We start from the raw sequence: 18,091 nt of genomic DNA on the forward strand, positions 1-18,091 counted from the left end.
AATCCGCGAAGGCGGCCGTACGGTCGGCGCCGGCGTCGTCGCCAAGATCATCGAGTAAGCCAGTTATTCGTTGATCGACAGTTTTGGGGCTGGCATCAGCCGGCCCCAACATGGTTTAGGGGTATAGCTCAACTGGCAGAGCGTCGGTCTCCAAAACCGAAGGTTGGGGGTTCGATTCCCTCTGCCCCTGCCAAAAATCGCCACGTGTCCCACGTGGCATTTGTTTTAAGGTGTTATGGCGAATCCATCCGTCGAAACTGTAAATACCTCCGGCGATAAGCTGATGCTGGCCCTGGGCGTATTGCTGGTGTTGGCCGGATTCGTGGGCTTCTTCTGGCTGACCAATCAGCAGTGGTATGTCCGCGGTGCCGCGTTGGCGGTAGGTATCATCGCCGGCGTGGCCGTCGGGCTGATGTCCGCCCCTGGCAAGAGCCTCATCGCGTTTGCCAAGGATTCGTACAAGGAAGTCCGGAAGGTCGTATGGCCCACCCGCAAGGAAGCAACGCAAACCACACTCGTCGTGTTCGGTTTCGTGCTTGTGATGGCGATTTTCCTCTGGTTGAGCGACAAATCGATCGAATGGGTGATTTTCTCGGCGATTCTGGGTTGGAAATGATATGAGCGATACTCCGGCATCCCCGAGCGGAAAGCGTTGGTACGTCGTGCACGCCTACTCCGGTATGGAGAAGAGCGTGCAACGTGCGCTTCAAGAGCGCATCGAACGTGCTGGCATGCAGGACAAATTCGGTCAGATCCTGGTTCCGACCGAAGAAGTGGTCGAAGTCAAAGGCGGCCACAAGGCCGTGACCGAACGTCGTTTCTTCCCCGGCTACGTGCTGGTGGAAATGGAAATGACGGACGAAACGTGGCACCTCGTGAAGAACACCGCGAAGGTCACCGGTTTCGTCGGCGGTGCGCGTAACCGCCCGACCCCGATTTCCCCGAAGGAAGTCGAGAAGATCATGTCGCAGATGCAGGAAGGCGTCGAAAAGCCGCGCCCGAAGACCCTGTTCGAAGTCGGCGAGATGGTGCGTGTCAAGGAAGGCCCGTTCACGGACTTCAACGGCACCGTCGAAGAAGTCAACTACGAGAAATCGCGGGTGCGTGTGTCGGTCACCATCTTTGGCCGCTCCACCCCGGTCGAACTCGAGTTCGGCCAGGTCGAAAAAGTTTGATCCCGATTCGGTGGGCAGCCTCGGCTGCCCACCTTCGCGCTTACGGCCCGCGTCATGGTCGTTGAGGAGCGTCAGTAGCCAGCGGCGAAAGCGCGTTATCACTCACCGAACGCCTTCCCGGCGTTCCAATGAGGTTTCAAATGGCAAAGAAGATTATCGGCTTTATCAAGCTGCAGATCCCTGCAGGTAAAGCCAACCCGTCGCCGCCGGTCGGTCCGGCACTGGGCCAGCGCGGCCTGAACATCATGGAGTTCTGCAAGGCGTTCAACGCGCAGACTCAAGGCATGGAGCCGGGTCTGCCGGTGCCGGTGGTCATCACGGCATTCGCTGACAAGAGCTTCACGTTCGTGATGAAGACGCCGCCGGCGACCGTCCTGATCAAGAAGGCGGCGAAGGTGGACAAGGGCTCGAGCAAGCCGCACACCGACAAGGTCGGTTCGATCACGCGCGCTCAAGCCGAAGAAATCGCGAAGACCAAGATGCCGGACCTTACGGCAGCTGATCTGGACGCAGCCGTTCGCACCATCGCTGGTAGCGCACGCTCGATGGGTATCACTGTGGAGGGCGTGTAAATGGCTAAGATCTCCAAGCGCCGTCAGGCATTTGCCGCCAAGGTCGATCGTCAGAAGCTGTACGCGATCGAAGACGCACTGAGCCTCGTGAAGGAATGCGCGAGCGCGAAGTTCGACGAATCGATTGACGTCGCGGTTCAGCTCGGCATCGACGCGAAGAAGTCGGACCAGGTCGTTCGTGGTTCGGTCGTTCTCCCGGCAGGTACGGGCAAGTCGGTTCGCGTTGCCGTGTTCGCGCAAGGCGAAAAGGCCGAGCAGGCGCGTGCAGCAGGCGCGGAAATCGTCGGTATGGAAGACCTGGCTGAGCAGATCAAGGCTGGCCAGATGGACTTCGACATCGTGATCGCTTCGCCGGACACGATGCGTATCGTCGGTACGCTCGGTCAGATCCTGGGCCCGCGCGGCCTGATGCCGAACCCGAAGGTCGGTACGGTCACGCCGGACGTCGCAACCGCCGTCAAGAACGCGAAGGCTGGTCAGGTGCAATTCCGCGTCGACAAGGCCGGTATCATCCACGCGACCATCGGCCGTGCATCGTTCGAGCCGACCGCGCTGCGTTCGAACCTGTCGGCGCTGATCGAAGCGCTGCAGAAGGCAAAGCCGGCAACGAGCAAGGGCGTGTACCTGCGCAAGATCGCACTGTCGAGCACGATGGGCGTCGGCGTGCGTGTCGACCAGGCTACGCTGGCAGCACAGTAAGCAAGTATCCGGGCCGCTTCGTTCGCGAAGCGGCCTACATGGGCTTTGGGCGGTTGTTCGTGCAGTAGGGCGGACAACCGGTTATCAAAGACCGTTGGTGGGGCGCAGCAGGCAGGCGATCCCTTAATTCAAGCCAACGCAGATGGCGAACCCGAAAAAGTTTTGCAGTGGTGAAGCCCCAGGCCGCGAAGCGATTCGCGGCGTGAGGTGGAAATACTCCTAACGAGGTCGGACGCCGTTGTTGAACGAGGTACGTGAGGTTTCGGCCATACCGGCCATGCCGAACGTATCGTTTCTGGAGGCTAACCGTGCCGCTTAATAGAGAAGACAAGCAAGCCGTCGTCGCTGAGGTTTCCGCGCAAGTCGCGAAGGCCCAGACCGTTGTGCTGGCTGAGTATCGTGGAATTGCGGTTGGCGATCTGACCAAGCTGCGCGCGAAAGCGCGTGAGCAACAGGTTTACCTGCGCGTGTTGAAGAACACGCTGGCGCGTCGCGCCGTCGAAGGTACGCCTTTTGCTCCGCTGGCAGAGCAGATGACTGGTCCCCTGATCTACGGCATCTCGGAAGATGCCATTGCTGCTGCTAAGGTCGTCAACGACTTCAGCAAGAGCAATGAAAAGTTGGTCATCAAGGCTGGTTCGTTCGATGGCAAGGTGATGGACAAGGCTGGCGTGCAAGCGCTGGCAAGCATCCCGAGCCGCGAAGAACTGCTCTCGAAGCTGCTGTTCGTTATGCAATCGCCTGTTTCGGGCTTCGCGCGTGCTCTCGCCGCGCTGGCCGAGAAGAAGCAAGCGGAAGCTGCGTAAGCGAACGTGCATCAGCGTTACTGATCGCTGGCTGTATCCGAATTCAATTTAGGAGTATTTCAAATGGCAATCGCAAAAGAAGACATCCTGGCAGCAGTCGAAGGGATGACCGTTCTGGAACTGAACGAACTGGTCAAGGCGTTCGAAGAGAAGTTTGGCGTGTCGGCAGCTGCAGTGGCAGTCGCTGGCCCGGCAGGCGGTGGCGCAGCTGCTGCAGCAGAAGAGAAGACCGAATTCACGGTCGTCCTGGCTGAAGCCGGCGCCAACAAGGTTTCGGTCATCAAGGCCGTTCGCGAACTGACGGGCCTGGGCCTGAAGGAAGCGAAGGACCTGGTTGACGGTGCACCGAAGCCCGTCAAGGAAGGCGTCGACAAGGCTGCTGCTGAAGAAGCCAAGAAGAAGCTGGAAGAAGCTGGCGCGAAGGTCGAAGTCAAGTAAGTTTCGGCGCGCTGTGCGAAGGCTGGCGGTATTTTCACCGCCGGCCTTTTTGTGCTTTGTGGGGACGTTATTCTGGCACTCATTCGGGAGCCCGAATAATCGGCCCCAGAAGCCAAAGAAAACCGCTTGATCGTTGTGATGAATCACGCACGATTGGCGGTTCTCTTTGTCTTCTGAAGCGACTGCAGAAGGCAAGTTTGGTCGGGTAGCGGGCAACACAGGCATCCGCTGCCGTCAGCCAGCGGTTGGTAGCGGCCAACCACCAAGCTTCTCGGCTCGTTCAAGCCGTCGAACGGCCATCGGGTCTCAGTCGGTGAACACTCGGGTTTGAAACGTCCAGGTATTCCGCCTCGATAGCACCCGCCGTGATTCGGAGATCGTATGCAATATTCCTTCACCGAGAAGAAGCGCATTCGCAAGAGTTTCGCGAAGCGCCCCATCGTTCACCAAGTTCCGTTCTTGCTGGCTACCCAGCTTGAATCATTCAGCACGTTTCTGCAAGCCGATGTGCCCGCGACGCAACGTAAGCCTGAGGGTTTGCAGGCCGCGTTCACGTCGGTATTTCCCATTGTTTCGCACAACGGTTTCGCGCGCCTCGAGTTCGTGAGCTATGCGCTGTCCTCGCCGGCATTCAACATCAAGGAATGCCAGCAGCGTGGCCTGACGTACTGCTCCGCGCTGCGCGCGAAGGTCCGCCTCGTCATTCTCGACAAGGAATCGCCGAACAAGCCGGTCGTCAAGGAAGTGAAGGAGCAGGAAGTGTACATGGGCGAAATTCCGCTCATGACGCCGACGGGCTCGTTCGTCATCAACGGCACCGAGCGTGTCATCGTCTCGCAGCTGCACCGTTCGCCGGGCGTGTTCTTCGAACACGACAAGGGCAAGACGCACAGCTCGGGCAAGCTGCTGTTCTCGGCACGGATCATTCCGTACCGCGGCTCGTGGCTCGACTTCGAATTCGATCCGAAGGACATCCTGTACTTCCGCGTCGACCGTCGCCGCAAGATGCCGGTCACGATCCTGCTGAAGGCCATCGGCCTGACGCCGGAGCAGATCCTCGCGAACTTCTTCGTGTTCGACAACTTCACGCTGATGGACGAAGGCGCGCAACTCGAGTTCGTGCCCGAGCGCCTGCGTGGTGAAGTCGCGCGTTTCGACATCACGGATCGCGACGGCAAGGTCATCGTCCAGAAGGACAAGCGGATCAACGCGAAGCACATTCGCGACCTCGAAGCCGCGAAGACCAAGTTCATCTCGGTGCCGGAAGACTATCTGCTCGGCCGCGTGCTGGCGAAGAACGTCGTCGACGGCGATACCGGCGAAGTGATCGCGAGCGCGAACGACGAAGTCACGGAAAGCGTGCTCGAGAAGCTGCGCGAAGCGGGCATCAAGGACATCCAGACGCTCTACACGAACGATCTGGACCAGGGCCCGTACATCTCGTCGACGCTGCGTGTCGACGAAACGACCGACAAGACGGCCGCGCGCATCGCGATCTACCGCATGATGCGTCCGGGCGAGCCGCCGACCGAGGAAGCGGTCGAGGCCCTGTTCAACCGTCTGTTCTACAGCGAAGAAGCGTACGACCTGTCGAAGGTCGGCCGCATGAAGTTCAACCGCCGCGTCGGCCGTGACGAGATCGTCGGCCCGATGACGCTGCAGGACGACGACATCCTCGCGACGATCAAGATCCTCGTCGAGCTGCGCAACGGCAAGGGCGAAGTGGACGACATCGACCACCTCGGCAACCGTCGCGTGCGTTGCGTCGGCGAACTGGCGGAAAACCAGTTCCGCGCGGGTCTCGTGCGTGTCGAGCGCGCGGTCAAGGAACGCCTCGGCCAGGCCGAAAGCGAAAACCTGATGCCGCACGACCTGATCAACTCGAAGCCGATTTCGTCGGCGATCCGCGAGTTCTTCGGTTCGTCGCAGCTGTCGCAGTTCATGGACCAGACCAACCCGCTGTCGGAAATCACGCACAAGCGCCGTGTTTCCGCACTGGGCCCGGGCGGTCTGACGCGCGAGCGCGCAGGCTTCGAAGTCCGCGACGTGCACCCGACCCACTACGGCCGCGTGTGCCCGATCGAAACGCCGGAAGGTCCGAACATCGGCCTGATCAACTCGCTCGCACTGTACGCGCACCTGAACGAGTACGGCTTCCTCGAGACGCCGTACCGCAAGGTCGTGGACAGCAAGGTGACCGACCAGATCGATTACCTGTCGGCGATCGAGGAAGGCCGCTACATGATCGCCCAGGCGAACGCCGCGATCGACGAGAACGGCCAGCTGATCGACGAACTCGTGTCGTCGCGTGAAGCCGGCGAAACGATGATGGTCACGCCGGACCGGATCCAGTACATGGACGTCGCGCCGTCGCAGATCGTGTCGGTGGCCGCCTCGCTGATCCCGTTCCTCGAGCACGATGACGCGAACCGTGCATTGATGGGTTCGAACATGCAGCGTCAGGCCGTGCCGTGTCTGCGTCCGGAAAAGCCGGTCGTCGGTACGGGCATCGAGCGCACCTGCGCGGTCGACTCGGGTACGACGGTCCAGGCGTTCCGCGGCGGTGTGGTCGACTACGTCGACGCAGGCCGTATCGTGATTCGCGTGAACGACGACGAAGCGGTCGCGGGTGAAGTCGGTGTCGACATCTACAACCTGATCAAGTACACGCGTTCGAACCAGAACACGAACATCAACCAGCGTCCGATCGTGAAGATGGGCGACAAGGTCTCGCGCGGCGACGTGCTGGCCGACGGCGCCTCGACGGACCTGGGCGAGCTCGCGCTCGGCCAGAACATGCTGATCGCGTTCATGCCGTGGAACGGCTACAACTTCGAGGATTCGATCCTGATCTCGGAGAAGGTGGTCGCGGACGATCGCTACACGTCGATCCACATCGAAGAGCTGAACGTCGTTGCACGCGACACGAAGCTCGGGCCGGAAGAAATCACGCGCGACATCTCGAACCTGGCGGAAGTCCAGCTCGGCCGTCTCGACGAGTCGGGCATCGTGTACATCGGTGCTGAAGTCGAAGCAGGCGACGTGCTGGTCGGCAAGGTCACGCCGAAGGGCGAGACCCAGCTGACGCCGGAAGAGAAGCTGCTGCGCGCGATCTTCGGCGAGAAGGCTTCGGACGTGAAGGACACGTCGCTGCGCGTGCCGTCGGGCATGAGCGGCACCGTGATCGACGTCCAGGTGTTCACGCGTGAAGGCATCCAGCGCGACAAGCGTGCGCAACAGATCATCGACGACGAACTGAAGCGCTACCGTCTCGACCTGAACGACCAGCTGCGCATCGTGGAAGGCGACGCGTTCCAGCGTCTCGCACGCATGCTCGTGGGCAAGGTCGCGAACGGCGGTCCGAAGAAGCTCGCGAAGGGCACGAAGATCGACCAGGCTTACCTGGAAGACCTCGACCACTACCACTGGTTCGACATCCGCCTCGCGGACGACGAAGCAGCGGCGCAGCTCGAAGCGATCAAGAACTCGATCGAAGAGAAGCGTCACCAGTTCGATCTCGCGTTCGAAGAGAAGCGCAAGAAGCTCACGCAAGGCGACGAACTGCCGCCGGGCGTGCTGAAGATGGTCAAGGTGTACCTCGCGGTGAAGCGCCGTCTGCAGCCTGGCGACAAGATGGCAGGCCGTCACGGTAACAAGGGTGTCGTGTCGAAGATCGTCCCGATCGAAGACATGCCGTACATGGCCGATGGCCGTCCGGCAGACGTCGTGCTGAACCCGCTCGGCGTGCCGTCGCGGATGAACGTGGGTCAGGTTCTGGAAGTGCACCTCGGCTGGGCCGCGAAGGGCCTCGGCTGGCGTATCGGCGAAATGCTGCAGCGTCAGGCGAAGATCGAGGAACTGCGCACGTTCCTGACGAAGATCTACAACGAGTCGGGCCGCCAGGAAGATCTGGAAAGCTTCACCGACGACGAGATCCTCGAACTCGCGAAGAACCTGCGCGAAGGCGTGCCGTTCGCGACGCCGGTGTTCGACGGTGCGACCGAGGAAGAAATGGGCAAGATGCTCGACCTCGCGTTCCCGGACGACATCGCCGAACAGCTCGGCATGAACCCGTCGAAGAACCAGGTCCGCCTGTACGACGGCCGCACGGGTGAAATGTTCGAACGTCGCGTGACGCTCGGCTACATGCACTACCTGAAGCTGCACCACCTGGTCGACGACAAGATGCACGCGCGTTCGACCGGCCCGTACTCGCTCGTCACGCAGCAGCCGCTGGGTGGTAAGGCGCAGTTCGGTGGCCAGCGTTTCGGTGAAATGGAAGTGTGGGCGCTCGAAGCGTACGGCGCGTCCTACGTGCTGCAGGAAATGCTGACGGTGAAGTCGGACGACGTGACCGGCCGGACGAAGGTGTACGAAAACCTCGTCAAGGGCGATCACGTGATCGATGCAGGCATGCCGGAATCCTTCAACGTGCTCGTGAAGGAAATCCGCTCGCTCGGTATCGATATCGATCTCGACCGCAATTAATCGGACTACGGAGAGAAAGCAATGAAAGCTCTGCTCGATCTATTCAAGCAAGTCCAACAGGAAGAAGTTTTCGACGCGATCAAGATCGGTCTGGCCTCGCCCGACAAGATCCGTTCGTGGTCGTTCGGCGAAGTGAAGAAGCCGGAGACCATCAACTACCGTACGTTCAAGCCGGAACGCGATGGTCTGTTCTGCGCGAAGATCTTCGGGCCGATCAAGGACTACGAGTGCCTGTGCGGCAAGTACAAGCGCCTGAAGCACCGCGGCGTGATCTGCGAGAAGTGCGGCGTCGAAGTGACGCTGGCGAAGGTGCGTCGCGAGCGGATGGGCCACATCGAACTGGCCTCGCCGGTCGCGCACATCTGGTTCCTGAAATCGCTGCCGTCGCGTCTGGGCATGGTGCTCGACATGACGCTGCGCGACATCGAACGCGTGCTGTACTTCGAAGCGTACGTGGTGATCGAACCGGGCATGACGCCGCTGAAGGCGCGGCAGATCATGACCGAAGAGGATTACTACAACAAGGTCGAGGAATACGGCGACGAATTCCGTGCCGAAATGGGCGCGGAAGGCGTGCGTGAACTGCTGCGCGCGATCAACATCGACGAGCAGGTCGAGACGCTGCGCACCGAGCTGAAGAACACCGGCTCGGAAGCGAAGATCAAAAAGTACGCGAAGCGCCTGAAGGTCCTCGAGGCATTCCAGCGTTCGGGCATCAAGCCCGAGTGGATGATCCTCGAAGTGCTGCCGGTGCTGCCGCCGGAACTGCGTCCGCTCGTGCCGCTGGACGGCGGCCGTTTCGCGACGTCGGACCTGAACGACCTGTATCGCCGCGTGATCAACCGTAACAACCGGTTGAAGCGTCTGCTCGAGCTGAAGGCGCCTGAAATCATCGTCCGCAACGAAAAGCGGATGCTGCAGGAAGCCGTCGACTCGCTGCTCGACAACGGTCGTCGCGGCAAGGCGATGACGGGCGCGAACAAGCGTCCGCTGAAGTCGCTCGCCGACATGATCAAGGGCAAGGGCGGTCGTTTCCGTCAGAACCTGCTGGGCAAGCGCGTCGACTACTCGGGCCGTTCGGTCATCGTGGTCGGCCCGACGCTGAAGCTGCACCAGTGCGGTCTGCCGAAGCTGATGGCGCTCGAGCTGTTCAAGCCGTTCATCTTCAACAAGCTGGAAGTGATGGGCGTCGCGACGACCATCAAGGCTGCGAAGAAGGAAGTCGAGAACCAGACGCCGGTGGTGTGGGACATCCTCGAAGAGGTGATCCGCGAGCATCCGGTGATGCTGAACCGTGCGCCGACGCTGCACCGTCTCGGTATCCAGGCGTTCGAGCCGGTGCTGATCGAAGGCAAGGCAATCCAGCTGCACCCGCTCGTCTGCGCGGCGTTCAATGCCGACTTCGACGGTGACCAGATGGCCGTTCACGTGCCGCTGTCGCTCGAAGCGCAGATGGAAGCGCGCACGCTGATGCTCGCATCGAACAACGTGCTGTTCCCGGCCAACGGCGATCCGTCGATCGTGCCGTCGCAGGATATCGTGCTGGGTCTGTACTACGCGACCCGCGAAGCGGTCAACGGCAAGGGCGAAGGCCTGTCGTTCACGGGCGTGTCGGAAGTCATCCGCGCGTACGAGAACAAGGAAGTCGAGCTGGCCTCGCGCGTCAACGTGCGGATCACCGAAATGGTCCACAACGAAGACAAGTCGGAAGGCGCGCCGCCGTTCGTGCCGAAGATCACGCTGTACGCGACGACCGTCGGCCGCGCGATCCTGTCGGAGATCCTGCCGCACGGCCTGCCGTTCTCGGTGCTGAACAAGCCGCTGAAGAAGAAGGAAATCTCGCGCCTGATCAACACGGCGTTCCGCAAATGCGGTCTGCGTGCGACGGTGGTGTTCGCCGACCAGCTGATGCAGTCGGGTTTCCGTCTCGCGACGCGTGCCGGCATCTCGATCTGCGTGGACGACATGCTCGTGCCGCCGCAGAAGGAAACGATCGTCGGCGACGCCGCGAAGAAGGTGAAGGAGTACGACCGCCAGTACATGTCGGGTCTCGTCACCGCGCAGGAACGCTACAACAACGTGGTCGACATCTGGTCGGCAACGTCGGAAGCGGTCGGCAAGGCGATGATGGAGCAGCTGTCGACGGAGCCGGTGACGGACCGCGACGGCAACGAGACGCGCCAGGAGTCGTTCAACTCGATCTACATGATGGCCGACTCGGGCGCCCGGGGTTCGGCGGTTCAGATTCGTCAGCTGGCCGGTATGCGTGGCCTGATGGCGAAGCCGGACGGCTCGATTATCGAGACGCCGATTACCGCGAACTTCCGCGAAGGTCTGAACGTGTTGCAGTACTTCATCTCGACCCACGGTGCACGTAAGGGTCTGGCTGATACGGCACTGAAGACCGCGAACTCGGGTTACCTGACGCGTCGTCTGGTCGACGTCACGCAGGATCTGGTCGTGGTGGAAGACGATTGCGGCACGTCGAACGGCGTGGCGATGAAGGCGCTGGTCGAAGGCGGTGAAGTCGTCGAAGCGCTGCGTGACCGTATCCTCGGCCGCGTCGCGGTCGCGGACGTCGTGAATCCGGAAACGCAGGAAACGCTGTACGAATCGGGCACGCTGCTCGACGAAACGGCGGTCGAGGAAATCGAACGCCTCGGCATCGACGAAGTGCGCGTGCGCACGCCGCTGACCTGCGAAACGCGTTACGGCCTGTGCGCAGCCTGCTACGGCCGCGACCTCGGCCGCGGCTCGCTCGTGAACGTCGGCGAAGCAGTCGGCGTGATCGCGGCGCAGTCGATCGGTGAACCGGGCACGCAGCTGACGATGCGTACGTTCCACATCGGTGGCGCGGCATCGCGTGCGGCAGTGGCTTCGTCGGTCGAAGCGAAGAGCAACGGTATCGTCCGCTTCACGGCGACGATGCGCTACGTCACGAACGCGAAGGGCGAGCAGATCGTCATTTCCCGTTCGGGCGAAGCGATGATCACCGACGACTTCGGTCGCGAGCGCGAACGTCACAAAGTGCCGTACGGCGCGACGCTGCTGCAGCTCGACGGCGCGACGATCAAGGCCGGCACGCAGCTCGCCACGTGGGACCCGCTGACGCGTCCGATCATCACCGAGTACGGTGGTACGGTGAAGTTCGAGAACGTCGAGGAAGGCGTGACCGTCGCGAAGCAGATCGACGACGTGACCGGCCTGTCGACGCTGGTCGTGATCGACGTGAAGCGCCGCGGTTCGCAGGCTTCGAAGAGCGTGCGTCCGCAGGTGAAGCTGCTCGACGCGAACGGCGAGGAAGTGAAGATTCCGGGCACGGAGCACGCAGTGCAGATCGGCTTCCAGGTCGGCGCACTGATCACCGTGAAGGATGGCCAGCAGGTGCAGGTCGGTGAAGTGCTCGCACGTATCCCGACGGAAGCGCAGAAGACGCGTGACATTACCGGCGGTCTGCCGCGGGTGGCGGAACTGTTCGAAGCGCGTTCGCCGAAGGATGCCGGCATTCTCGCGGAAGTCACCGGTACGACGTCGTTCGGCAAGGACACGAAGGGCAAGCAGCGTCTCGTCATCACGGACCTCGAGGGCAACCAGCACGAGTTCCTGATCGCGAAGGAAAAGCAGGTTCTGGTTCACGATGCCCAGGTCGTCAACAAGGGCGAAATGATCGTGGACGGTCCGGCCGATCCGCACGACATCCTGCGTCTGCAGGGTATCGAGGCGCTGTCGCGCTACATCGTCGACGAAGTGCAGGACGTGTACCGTCTGCAGGGCGTGAAGATCAACGACAAGCACATCGAGGTGATCGTTCGCCAGATGCTGCGTCGTGTGCAGATCACCGACAACGGCGATACGCGCTTCATCCCGGGCGAACAGGTCGAGCGTTCCGACATGCTGGACGAGAACGATCGCATGATCGCCGAGGGCAAGCGTCCGGCTTCGTACGACAACGTGCTGCTCGGTATCACGAAGGCATCGCTGTCGACCGACTCGTTCATCTCCGCGGCATCGTTCCAGGAAACGACCCGCGTGCTGACCGAAGCGGCGATCATGGGCAAGCGCGACGATCTGCGCGGCCTGAAGGAAAACGTGATCGTCGGCCGTCTGATTCCGGCCGGTACGGGTCTCGCGTTCCACAAGGCACGCAAGGCGAAGGAATCGTCGGATCGCGAGCGTTTCGACCAGATCGCAGCGGAAGAGGCATTCGACTTCGGCACGCCGAGCGCGCCGGCAGAAGAGCCGCAACACCCGGCAGCCGAGTAAGCACGGCGCGGCGCAAGCCGCGTTGCCTTGCTATCATCGCTGTCACCGAAACCGCCCGGTTCTGCCGGGCGGTTTTTTTTCATCCTTCGTTCACGCGCATGACGTGCCTGCGCCGCCTCGGGGCATGCCCCGCGAACGCGTCCAGCATGACCGCGGCAGGCCCGTGATGCCCGCGAACGAACCCTGACCGAACGGCCAACGTCGCGCGATTCGCCACGCGTCGCGCGAGCGGGTTGTTAAAATTGCGTTCATCGCTTAGCCGTCCCTGTTCCTATTCATGTCCCGCGCCCTCGAAATACTCGACGAAGTCTTTGGTTATTCCGCCTTTCGCGGCCAGCAGGGCGAGATCGTCGAGCACGTCGCCGGCGGCGGCGATTGTCTCGTGCTGATGCCGACCGGCGGCGGCAAGTCGCTGTGCTACCAGATTCCCGCGCTGCTGCGCCGAGAGGCCGGGCAGGGCGCCGGCATCGTCGTGTCGCCGCTGATCGCGCTGATGCAGGACCAGGTCGCCGCGTTGAGCGAAGTCGGCGTGCGCGCGGCCTACCTGAATTCGACGCTGTCGGGCGCCGAGGCCGCGGCCACCGAGCGCGCGCTGCGCGAAGGCGAAATCGACCTGCTGTACGTCGCGCCGGAGCGCTTGATGACGGGGCGCTTCCTCGAGCTGCTCGAGCGCGCGAAGATCGGCCTGTTCGCGATCGACGAAGCCCACTGCGTGTCGCAATGGGGGCACGATTTCCGCCCGGAATACATCCAGCTGTCGGTGTTGCACGAGCGCTTCCCGTCGGTGCCGCGCATCGCGCTGACCGCCACGGCCGACGCGATCACGCGCGACGAGATCATCCATCGTCTCGCGCTCGACGACGCGCGCGTGTTCGTGTCGAGCTTCGACCGCCCCAACATCCGTTACCGGATCGTCGAAAAGGACAACGCGCGCTCGCAGTTGCTCGATTTCATCCGTGCCGAGCACACGAATGCCGACGGCACGACGGACGCGGGCGTCGTCTATTGCCTGTCGCGTCGCAAGGTCGAGGAAACGGCCGAATGGCTGAAGGCGCAGGGCGTGCGCGCGCTGCCGTATCACGCGGGGATGGAGTTCGAGGTGCGGCAGAAGCACCAGGAAATGTTCCAGCGAGAGGAAGGCATCGTGATGTGCGCGACGATCGCGTTCGGCATGGGCATCGACAAGCCCGACGTCCGCTTCGTCGCGCACCTCGATTTACCGAAGAGCGTCGAAGGCTATTACCAGGAAACCGGCCGCGCGGGCCGCGACGGGATGCCCGCGAACGCGTGGATGGCATATGGCCTCGGCGACGTCGTCCAACAGCGCAAGATGATCGACGAATCCGATGCGGACGACGCGCACAAGCGCGTGCAGACGTCGAAGCTCGACGCGCTGCTCGGGTTGTGCGAAACGATCTCGTGCCGCCGCGTGCGGCTGCTGAACTACTTCGGCGAGGCGAGCCAGCCGTGCGGCAACTGCGACACGTGCCTCGAGCCGCCCGCTTCGTGGGACGCGACGCGCGAGGCGCAGATGGCACTGTCGTGCGTGTTCCGCGCGCAGCGCGCGAGCGGCTTCAATTTCGGCTCGAGCCACCTGATCGAGATCCTGCGCGGCGGGCGCACCGAGAAGGTGTTGCAGCGCGGCCACGACCAGCTCAGCACGTTCGGCATCGGCGCGGCACTGTCCGAGCCCGAGTGGCGCGCGATTTTCCGGCAACTGGTCGCGTACGGCTACCTGGCGGTCGACCATGGCGGCTTCGGCGCGCTGATGCTGACCGAGGCCGCGAAGCCCGTGCTGAAGAACGAGGAAAAGGTCACGCTGCGCCGCTACGTGAAGCCGCAGCGCACCCGCCAGTCGTCGAGCCGCAGCGGCACGCGCGTCGACCCGACGGCCGGCATGGGCGCCCGCGAGCGCGCACGGTGGGACGCGCTGCGCGCATGGCGCGCGGAAACCGCGAAGACGGACGGCGTGCCGGCCTACGTGATCTTCCACGACGCGACGCTCGCCGAAATCGCGCGCAACGCGCCGGAGACGATCGACGACCTGCGTCACATCCCCGGCATGGGCGTGCGCAAGCTGGAACGCTTCGGCGACGAAATCATCGACGTCGTCGAATCGGCCTGACACAGCGTTCCGACCCCTCCTGTAAACCCCGCGATCAGCCGGCAAATCACGCAAGCCGTTGACTTAGTTGGTATTTCCGGAATATCATGCTGGGTTCCGGTATTCGGCGGCCGAGTCGCGTTCGACAGTTCGCACCCGATTCGCCGGTTCGGAAGTCAACTGTGCGTCGATTCTCGCTTTGCCCGAAATCGGCGTGCAGATTTTGTTCAATTTCAGGAATAAACAATGCCAACCATCAACCAACTGGTTCGCAAAGGCCGTCAGTCGGAAACGACGAAGAGCAAGAGCCCGGCCCTGCAGGACTGCCCCCAGCGTCGCGGCGTGTGCACCCGTGTGTACACGACGACGCCGAAGAAGCCTAACTCGGCACTCCGTAAGGTTGCCAAGGTTCGTCTGACGAACGGCTTCGAAGTGATTTCGTACATCGGCGGTGAAGGCCACAACCTGCAGGAACACTCGGTTGTGCTGATCCGCGGCGGCCGTGTGAAGGACTTGCCGGGTGTGCGTTACCACATGGTTCGCGGCTCGCTGGATACCCAGGGCGTCAAGGACCGTAAGCAAGCGCGTTCGAAGTACGGCGCGAAGCGTGCAAAGGCTGCCAAGTAAGCAGTTTTTGATCAGGGATCGCCGCAGGGCGGTCAAGGCGGGAGTGCCGGATTGCCGGTGCTGTCGAGTAAGTGGTCACCCGGCCAAGCTGGTTAGTCGTGAAGATGTGATCGGGTTTGTTGGTGGCCGCGGAGCTGAATCCAGCTCCAACTGAACAAGTAAAGGAAGAATCATGCCGCGTCGTCGCGAAGTCCCCAAGCGGGAAGTGTTGCCGGATCCGAAGTTCGGTAACGTTGATGTTGCCAAGTTCATGAACATGCTGATGCTGTCCGGCAAGAAGTCGGTCGCAGAGCGCATCGTTTATGGCGCATTCGAACAAATCCAGACCAAGGGTGGCAAGGACCCGCTGGAAGTGTTCACGGTTGCGCTCAACAACGTGAAGCCGGTGGTCGAAGTGAAGAGCCGTCGCGTTGGTGGTGCCAACTATCAAGTTCCGGTCGAAGTGCGCCCGTCGCGTCGTATGGCATTGGCGATGCGCTGGCTGCGTGAGGCTGCGAAGAAGCGCAGCGAGAAGTCGATGGCCCTGCGTCTGGCAGGTGAACTCTCCGAAGCGGCCGAAGGCCGTGGCGGCGCGATGAAGAAGCGCGACGAAGTTCACCGCATGGCAGAAGCCAACCGCGCGTTCTCGCATTTCCGTTTCTAAGCGCCTGGCTGGGCTGTTTGCGGAAATAAATTCCGGGCGGGTGCGCTTTTCAGGCGCCTCGCCCGTTTGTGTTGAGGCGTGATGCAGCAGGGCTGCATCACGTCATCCCAGTAGAGGATCAAAGTGGCTCGCAAGACTCCTATCGAGCGCTACCGCAATATCGGTATTAGCGCTCACATCGACGCCGGCAAAACGACGACGACCGAGCGCATTCTGTTTTACACCGGTGTGAACCACAAGATCGGTGAAGTCCACGACGGCGCAGCCACGATGGACTGGATGGAGCAGGAACAAGAGCGTGGCATCACGATCACGTCCGCTGCTACCACGGCCTTCTGGAAGGGCATGGGCGGCAACTATCCGGAACACCGCATCAACATCATCGACACCCCGGGCCACGTCGACTTCACGATCGAAGTGGAACGTTCGATGCGCGTGCTCGACGGCGCGTGCATGGTGTACTGCGCAGTGGGCGGCGTGCAGCCGCAGTCGGAAACGGTGTGGCGCCAGGCGAACAAGTACAAGGTGCCGCGTCTCGCGTTCGTCAACAAGATGGACCGTACCGGCGCGAACTTCTTCAAGGTCTACGACCAGCTCCGTCTGCGCCTGAAGGCGAACCCGGTTCCGGTCGTGGTGCCGATCGGCGCGGAAGAAAACTTCAAGGGCGTCGTCGACCTGATCAAGATGAAGGCGATCATTTGGGACGAAGCGTCGCAAGGCACGAAGTTCGACTACGTCGACATCCCGGCAGAGCTCGCGGAGACCTGCAAGGAATGGCGCGAAAAGATGGTCGAAGTGGCTGCCGAAGCCAGCGAAGACCTGATGAACAAGTACCTGGAAGAAGGCGATCTGCCGGAAGCCGACATCGTCAAGGCGCTGCGTGATCGTACGATCGCGTGCGAAATCCAGCCGATGCTGTGCGGTACCGCGTTCAAGAACAAGGGCGTGCAGCGCATGCTCGACGCCGTGATCGATTTCCTGCCGTCGCCGGTCGACATCCCGCCGGTCAAGGGCGAGCTCGAAAACGGCGAAGAAGCAGAGCGCAAGGCGTCGGACGAAGAGAAGTTCTCGTCGCTCGCGTTCAAGATCATGACCGACCCGTTCGTCGGCCAGCTGATCTTCTTCCGTGTGTACTCGGGCGTCGTCAACTCGGGCGACACGCTGCTGAACTCGACCAAGGGCAAGAAGGAACGCCTCGGCCGTATTCTGCAGATGCACGCGAACCAGCGTGAAGAAATCAAGGAAGTCCGTGCAGGCGACATCGCCGCAGCGGTCGGCCTGAAGGAAGCAACCACGGGCGACACGCTGTGCGACCCGGCGAACCCGATCGTTCTCGAACGCATGGTGTTCCCGGAGCCGGTGATTTCGCAGGCAGTCGAGCCGAAGACCAAGGCTGACCAGGAAAAGATGGGCCTCGCACTGAACCGTCTGGCTCAGGAAGACCCGTCGTTCCGCGTGCAGACCGACGAAGAGTCGGGCCAGACCATCATTTCGGGCATGGGCGAGCTCCACCTCGAAATTCTGGTCGACCGGATGAAGCGTGAATTCGGCGTGGAAGCGACCGTCGGCAAGCCGCAGGTTGCGTACCGCGAAACGATCCGTTCGACGGCGAAGGATGTCGACGGCAAGTTCGTCAAGCAGTCGGGTGGTCGCGGCCAGTACGGTCACGCGGTCATCACGCTCGAGCCGAACGAACAAGGCAAGGGCTACGAGTTCTTCGACGAGATCAAGGGTGGTGTGATTCCGCGTGAATACATCCCGGCGGTCGACAAGGGTATCCAGGACACGCTGAAGTCGGGCGTGCTGGCTGGCTTCCCGGTCGTCGACGTGAAGGTTCACCTGACGTTCGGTTCGTACCACGACGTTGACTCGAACGAAAACGCGTTCCGCATGGCCGGTTCGATGGCGTTCAAGGAAGCGATGCGCAAGGCGAACCCGGTCGTCCTCGAGCCGATGATGGCTGTCGAAGTCGAGACGCCGGAAGACTACATGGGCAACGTGATGGGCGACCTGTCGGGCCGTCGCGGCATCGTCCAGGGCATGGAAGACATGGTTGGCGGCGGCAAGATCGTGCGCGCCGAAGTGCCGCTGTCGGAAATGTTCGGTTACTCGACGTCGCTGCGTTCGCTGACGCAAGGTCGTGCAACGTACACGATGGAGTTCAAGCACTACGCTGAAGCTCCGCGCAACGTTGCTGAAGCGATCATCAGCGCGAAGTCGAAGTAAATCTGTAGCTACCCACCGATAATTTTTGAAAGAAGAGAATCATGGCAAAA

The 18,091-nt window shown here is 61.8% G+C and carries 12 protein-coding genes and 1 tRNA gene; all 13 read left to right on the forward strand.

Going from position 1 to position 18,091, the window contains the following annotated elements; all coding sequences use genetic code 11:
• The first annotated feature begins 117 nt into the window (after positions 1–117).
• The 13 genes from JMF86_RS01305 to fusA all read left to right on the forward strand — a co-directional run bounded on the left by JMF86_RS01305 (position 118) and on the right by fusA (position 18,041).
• Positions 118–193: transfer RNA gene (locus tag JMF86_RS01305), tRNA-Trp, on the forward strand.
• 42 nt (positions 194–235) lie between these two features.
• On the forward strand, positions 236–616 hold the full coding sequence (gene secE, locus JMF86_RS01310) for a preprotein translocase subunit SecE (protein WP_006477202.1): 381 nt from the start codon (positions 236–238) through the stop codon (positions 614–616).
• Position 617: 1 nt separating this feature from the next.
• Positions 618–1,175 carry a transcription termination/antitermination protein NusG gene (gene nusG, locus JMF86_RS01315; protein ID WP_006400672.1) on the forward strand — a complete coding sequence of 186 codons (558 nt, stop codon included), beginning with the start codon at positions 618–620 and terminating at the stop codon, positions 1,173–1,175.
• Between the two features lie 140 nt (positions 1,176–1,315).
• Entirely contained in the window at positions 1,316–1,747 is a 432-nt protein-coding gene (rplK, locus tag JMF86_RS01320) for a 50S ribosomal protein L11 (RefSeq protein WP_006477201.1), read from the forward strand.
• Positions 1,748–2,446, forward strand: a complete 699-nt coding sequence (gene rplA / locus JMF86_RS01325) for a 50S ribosomal protein L1 (RefSeq protein WP_006482906.1) — start codon at positions 1,748–1,750, stop codon at positions 2,444–2,446.
• A 308-nt stretch (positions 2,447–2,754) separates the two neighbouring features.
• Positions 2,755–3,252, forward strand: a complete 498-nt coding sequence (rplJ, locus tag JMF86_RS01330; RefSeq protein WP_011546647.1) for a 50S ribosomal protein L10 — start codon at positions 2,755–2,757, stop codon at positions 3,250–3,252.
• 63 nt (positions 3,253–3,315) lie between these two features.
• Positions 3,316–3,690 carry a 50S ribosomal protein L7/L12 gene (gene rplL / locus JMF86_RS01335; protein WP_006477198.1) on the forward strand — a complete coding sequence of 125 codons (375 nt, stop codon included), beginning with the start codon at positions 3,316–3,318 and terminating at the stop codon, positions 3,688–3,690.
• 381 nt (positions 3,691–4,071) lie between these two features.
• Entirely contained in the window at positions 4,072–8,178 is a 4,107-nt protein-coding gene (gene rpoB, locus JMF86_RS01340) for a DNA-directed RNA polymerase subunit beta (RefSeq protein ID WP_011546646.1), read from the forward strand.
• Positions 8,179–8,199: 21 nt separating this feature from the next.
• Positions 8,200–12,441 carry a DNA-directed RNA polymerase subunit beta' gene (rpoC, locus tag JMF86_RS01345; protein WP_011546645.1) on the forward strand — a complete coding sequence of 1,414 codons (4,242 nt, stop codon included), beginning with the start codon at positions 8,200–8,202 and terminating at the stop codon, positions 12,439–12,441.
• Positions 12,442–12,718: 277 nt separating this feature from the next.
• Positions 12,719–14,566 (forward strand): DNA helicase RecQ, encoded by a 1,848-nt coding sequence (gene recQ, locus JMF86_RS01350; protein ID WP_006477197.1) that lies wholly within the window; start codon positions 12,719–12,721, stop codon positions 14,564–14,566.
• A 225-nt stretch (positions 14,567–14,791) separates the two neighbouring features.
• On the forward strand, positions 14,792–15,172 hold the full coding sequence (gene rpsL / locus JMF86_RS01355; RefSeq protein WP_006400662.1) for a 30S ribosomal protein S12: 381 nt from the start codon (positions 14,792–14,794) through the stop codon (positions 15,170–15,172).
• Between the two features lie 172 nt (positions 15,173–15,344).
• Positions 15,345–15,815: a 30S ribosomal protein S7 gene (gene rpsG / locus JMF86_RS01360; RefSeq protein ID WP_006477195.1), complete on the forward strand. Its 471-nt coding sequence runs from the start codon at positions 15,345–15,347 to the stop codon at positions 15,813–15,815.
• A gap of 123 nt (positions 15,816–15,938) precedes the next feature.
• Positions 15,939–18,041: an elongation factor G gene (gene fusA / locus JMF86_RS01365; protein ID WP_006482929.1), complete on the forward strand. Its 2,103-nt coding sequence runs from the start codon at positions 15,939–15,941 to the stop codon at positions 18,039–18,041.
• Positions 18,042–18,091: the final 50 nt, after the last annotated feature.

Source organism: Burkholderia sp. E168m15, from assembly GCF_016586105.1.
Lineage (GTDB): Bacteria > Pseudomonadota > Gammaproteobacteria > Burkholderiales > Burkholderiaceae > Burkholderia > Burkholderia orbicola.

Coding starts and splice junctions, on each gene's coding strand:
- rpoB (WP_011546646.1), top strand. CDS start 4,072: ATGCAATATTCCTTCACCGAGAAGAAGCGCATTCGCAAGAGTTTCGCG.
- rplA (WP_006482906.1), top strand. CDS start 1,748: ATGGCTAAGATCTCCAAGCGCCGTCAGGCATTTGCCGCCAAGGTCGAT.
- rpsL (WP_006400662.1), top strand. CDS start 14,792: ATGCCAACCATCAACCAACTGGTTCGCAAAGGCCGTCAGTCGGAAACG.
- rpsG (WP_006477195.1), top strand. CDS start 15,345: ATGCCGCGTCGTCGCGAAGTCCCCAAGCGGGAAGTGTTGCCGGATCCG.
- rpoC (WP_011546645.1), top strand. CDS start 8,200: ATGAAAGCTCTGCTCGATCTATTCAAGCAAGTCCAACAGGAAGAAGTT.
- secE (WP_006477202.1), top strand. CDS start 236: ATGGCGAATCCATCCGTCGAAACTGTAAATACCTCCGGCGATAAGCTG.
- rplL (WP_006477198.1), top strand. CDS start 3,316: ATGGCAATCGCAAAAGAAGACATCCTGGCAGCAGTCGAAGGGATGACC.
- nusG (WP_006400672.1), top strand. CDS start 618: ATGAGCGATACTCCGGCATCCCCGAGCGGAAAGCGTTGGTACGTCGTG.
- rplK (WP_006477201.1), top strand. CDS start 1,316: ATGGCAAAGAAGATTATCGGCTTTATCAAGCTGCAGATCCCTGCAGGT.
- recQ (WP_006477197.1), top strand. CDS start 12,719: ATGTCCCGCGCCCTCGAAATACTCGACGAAGTCTTTGGTTATTCCGCC.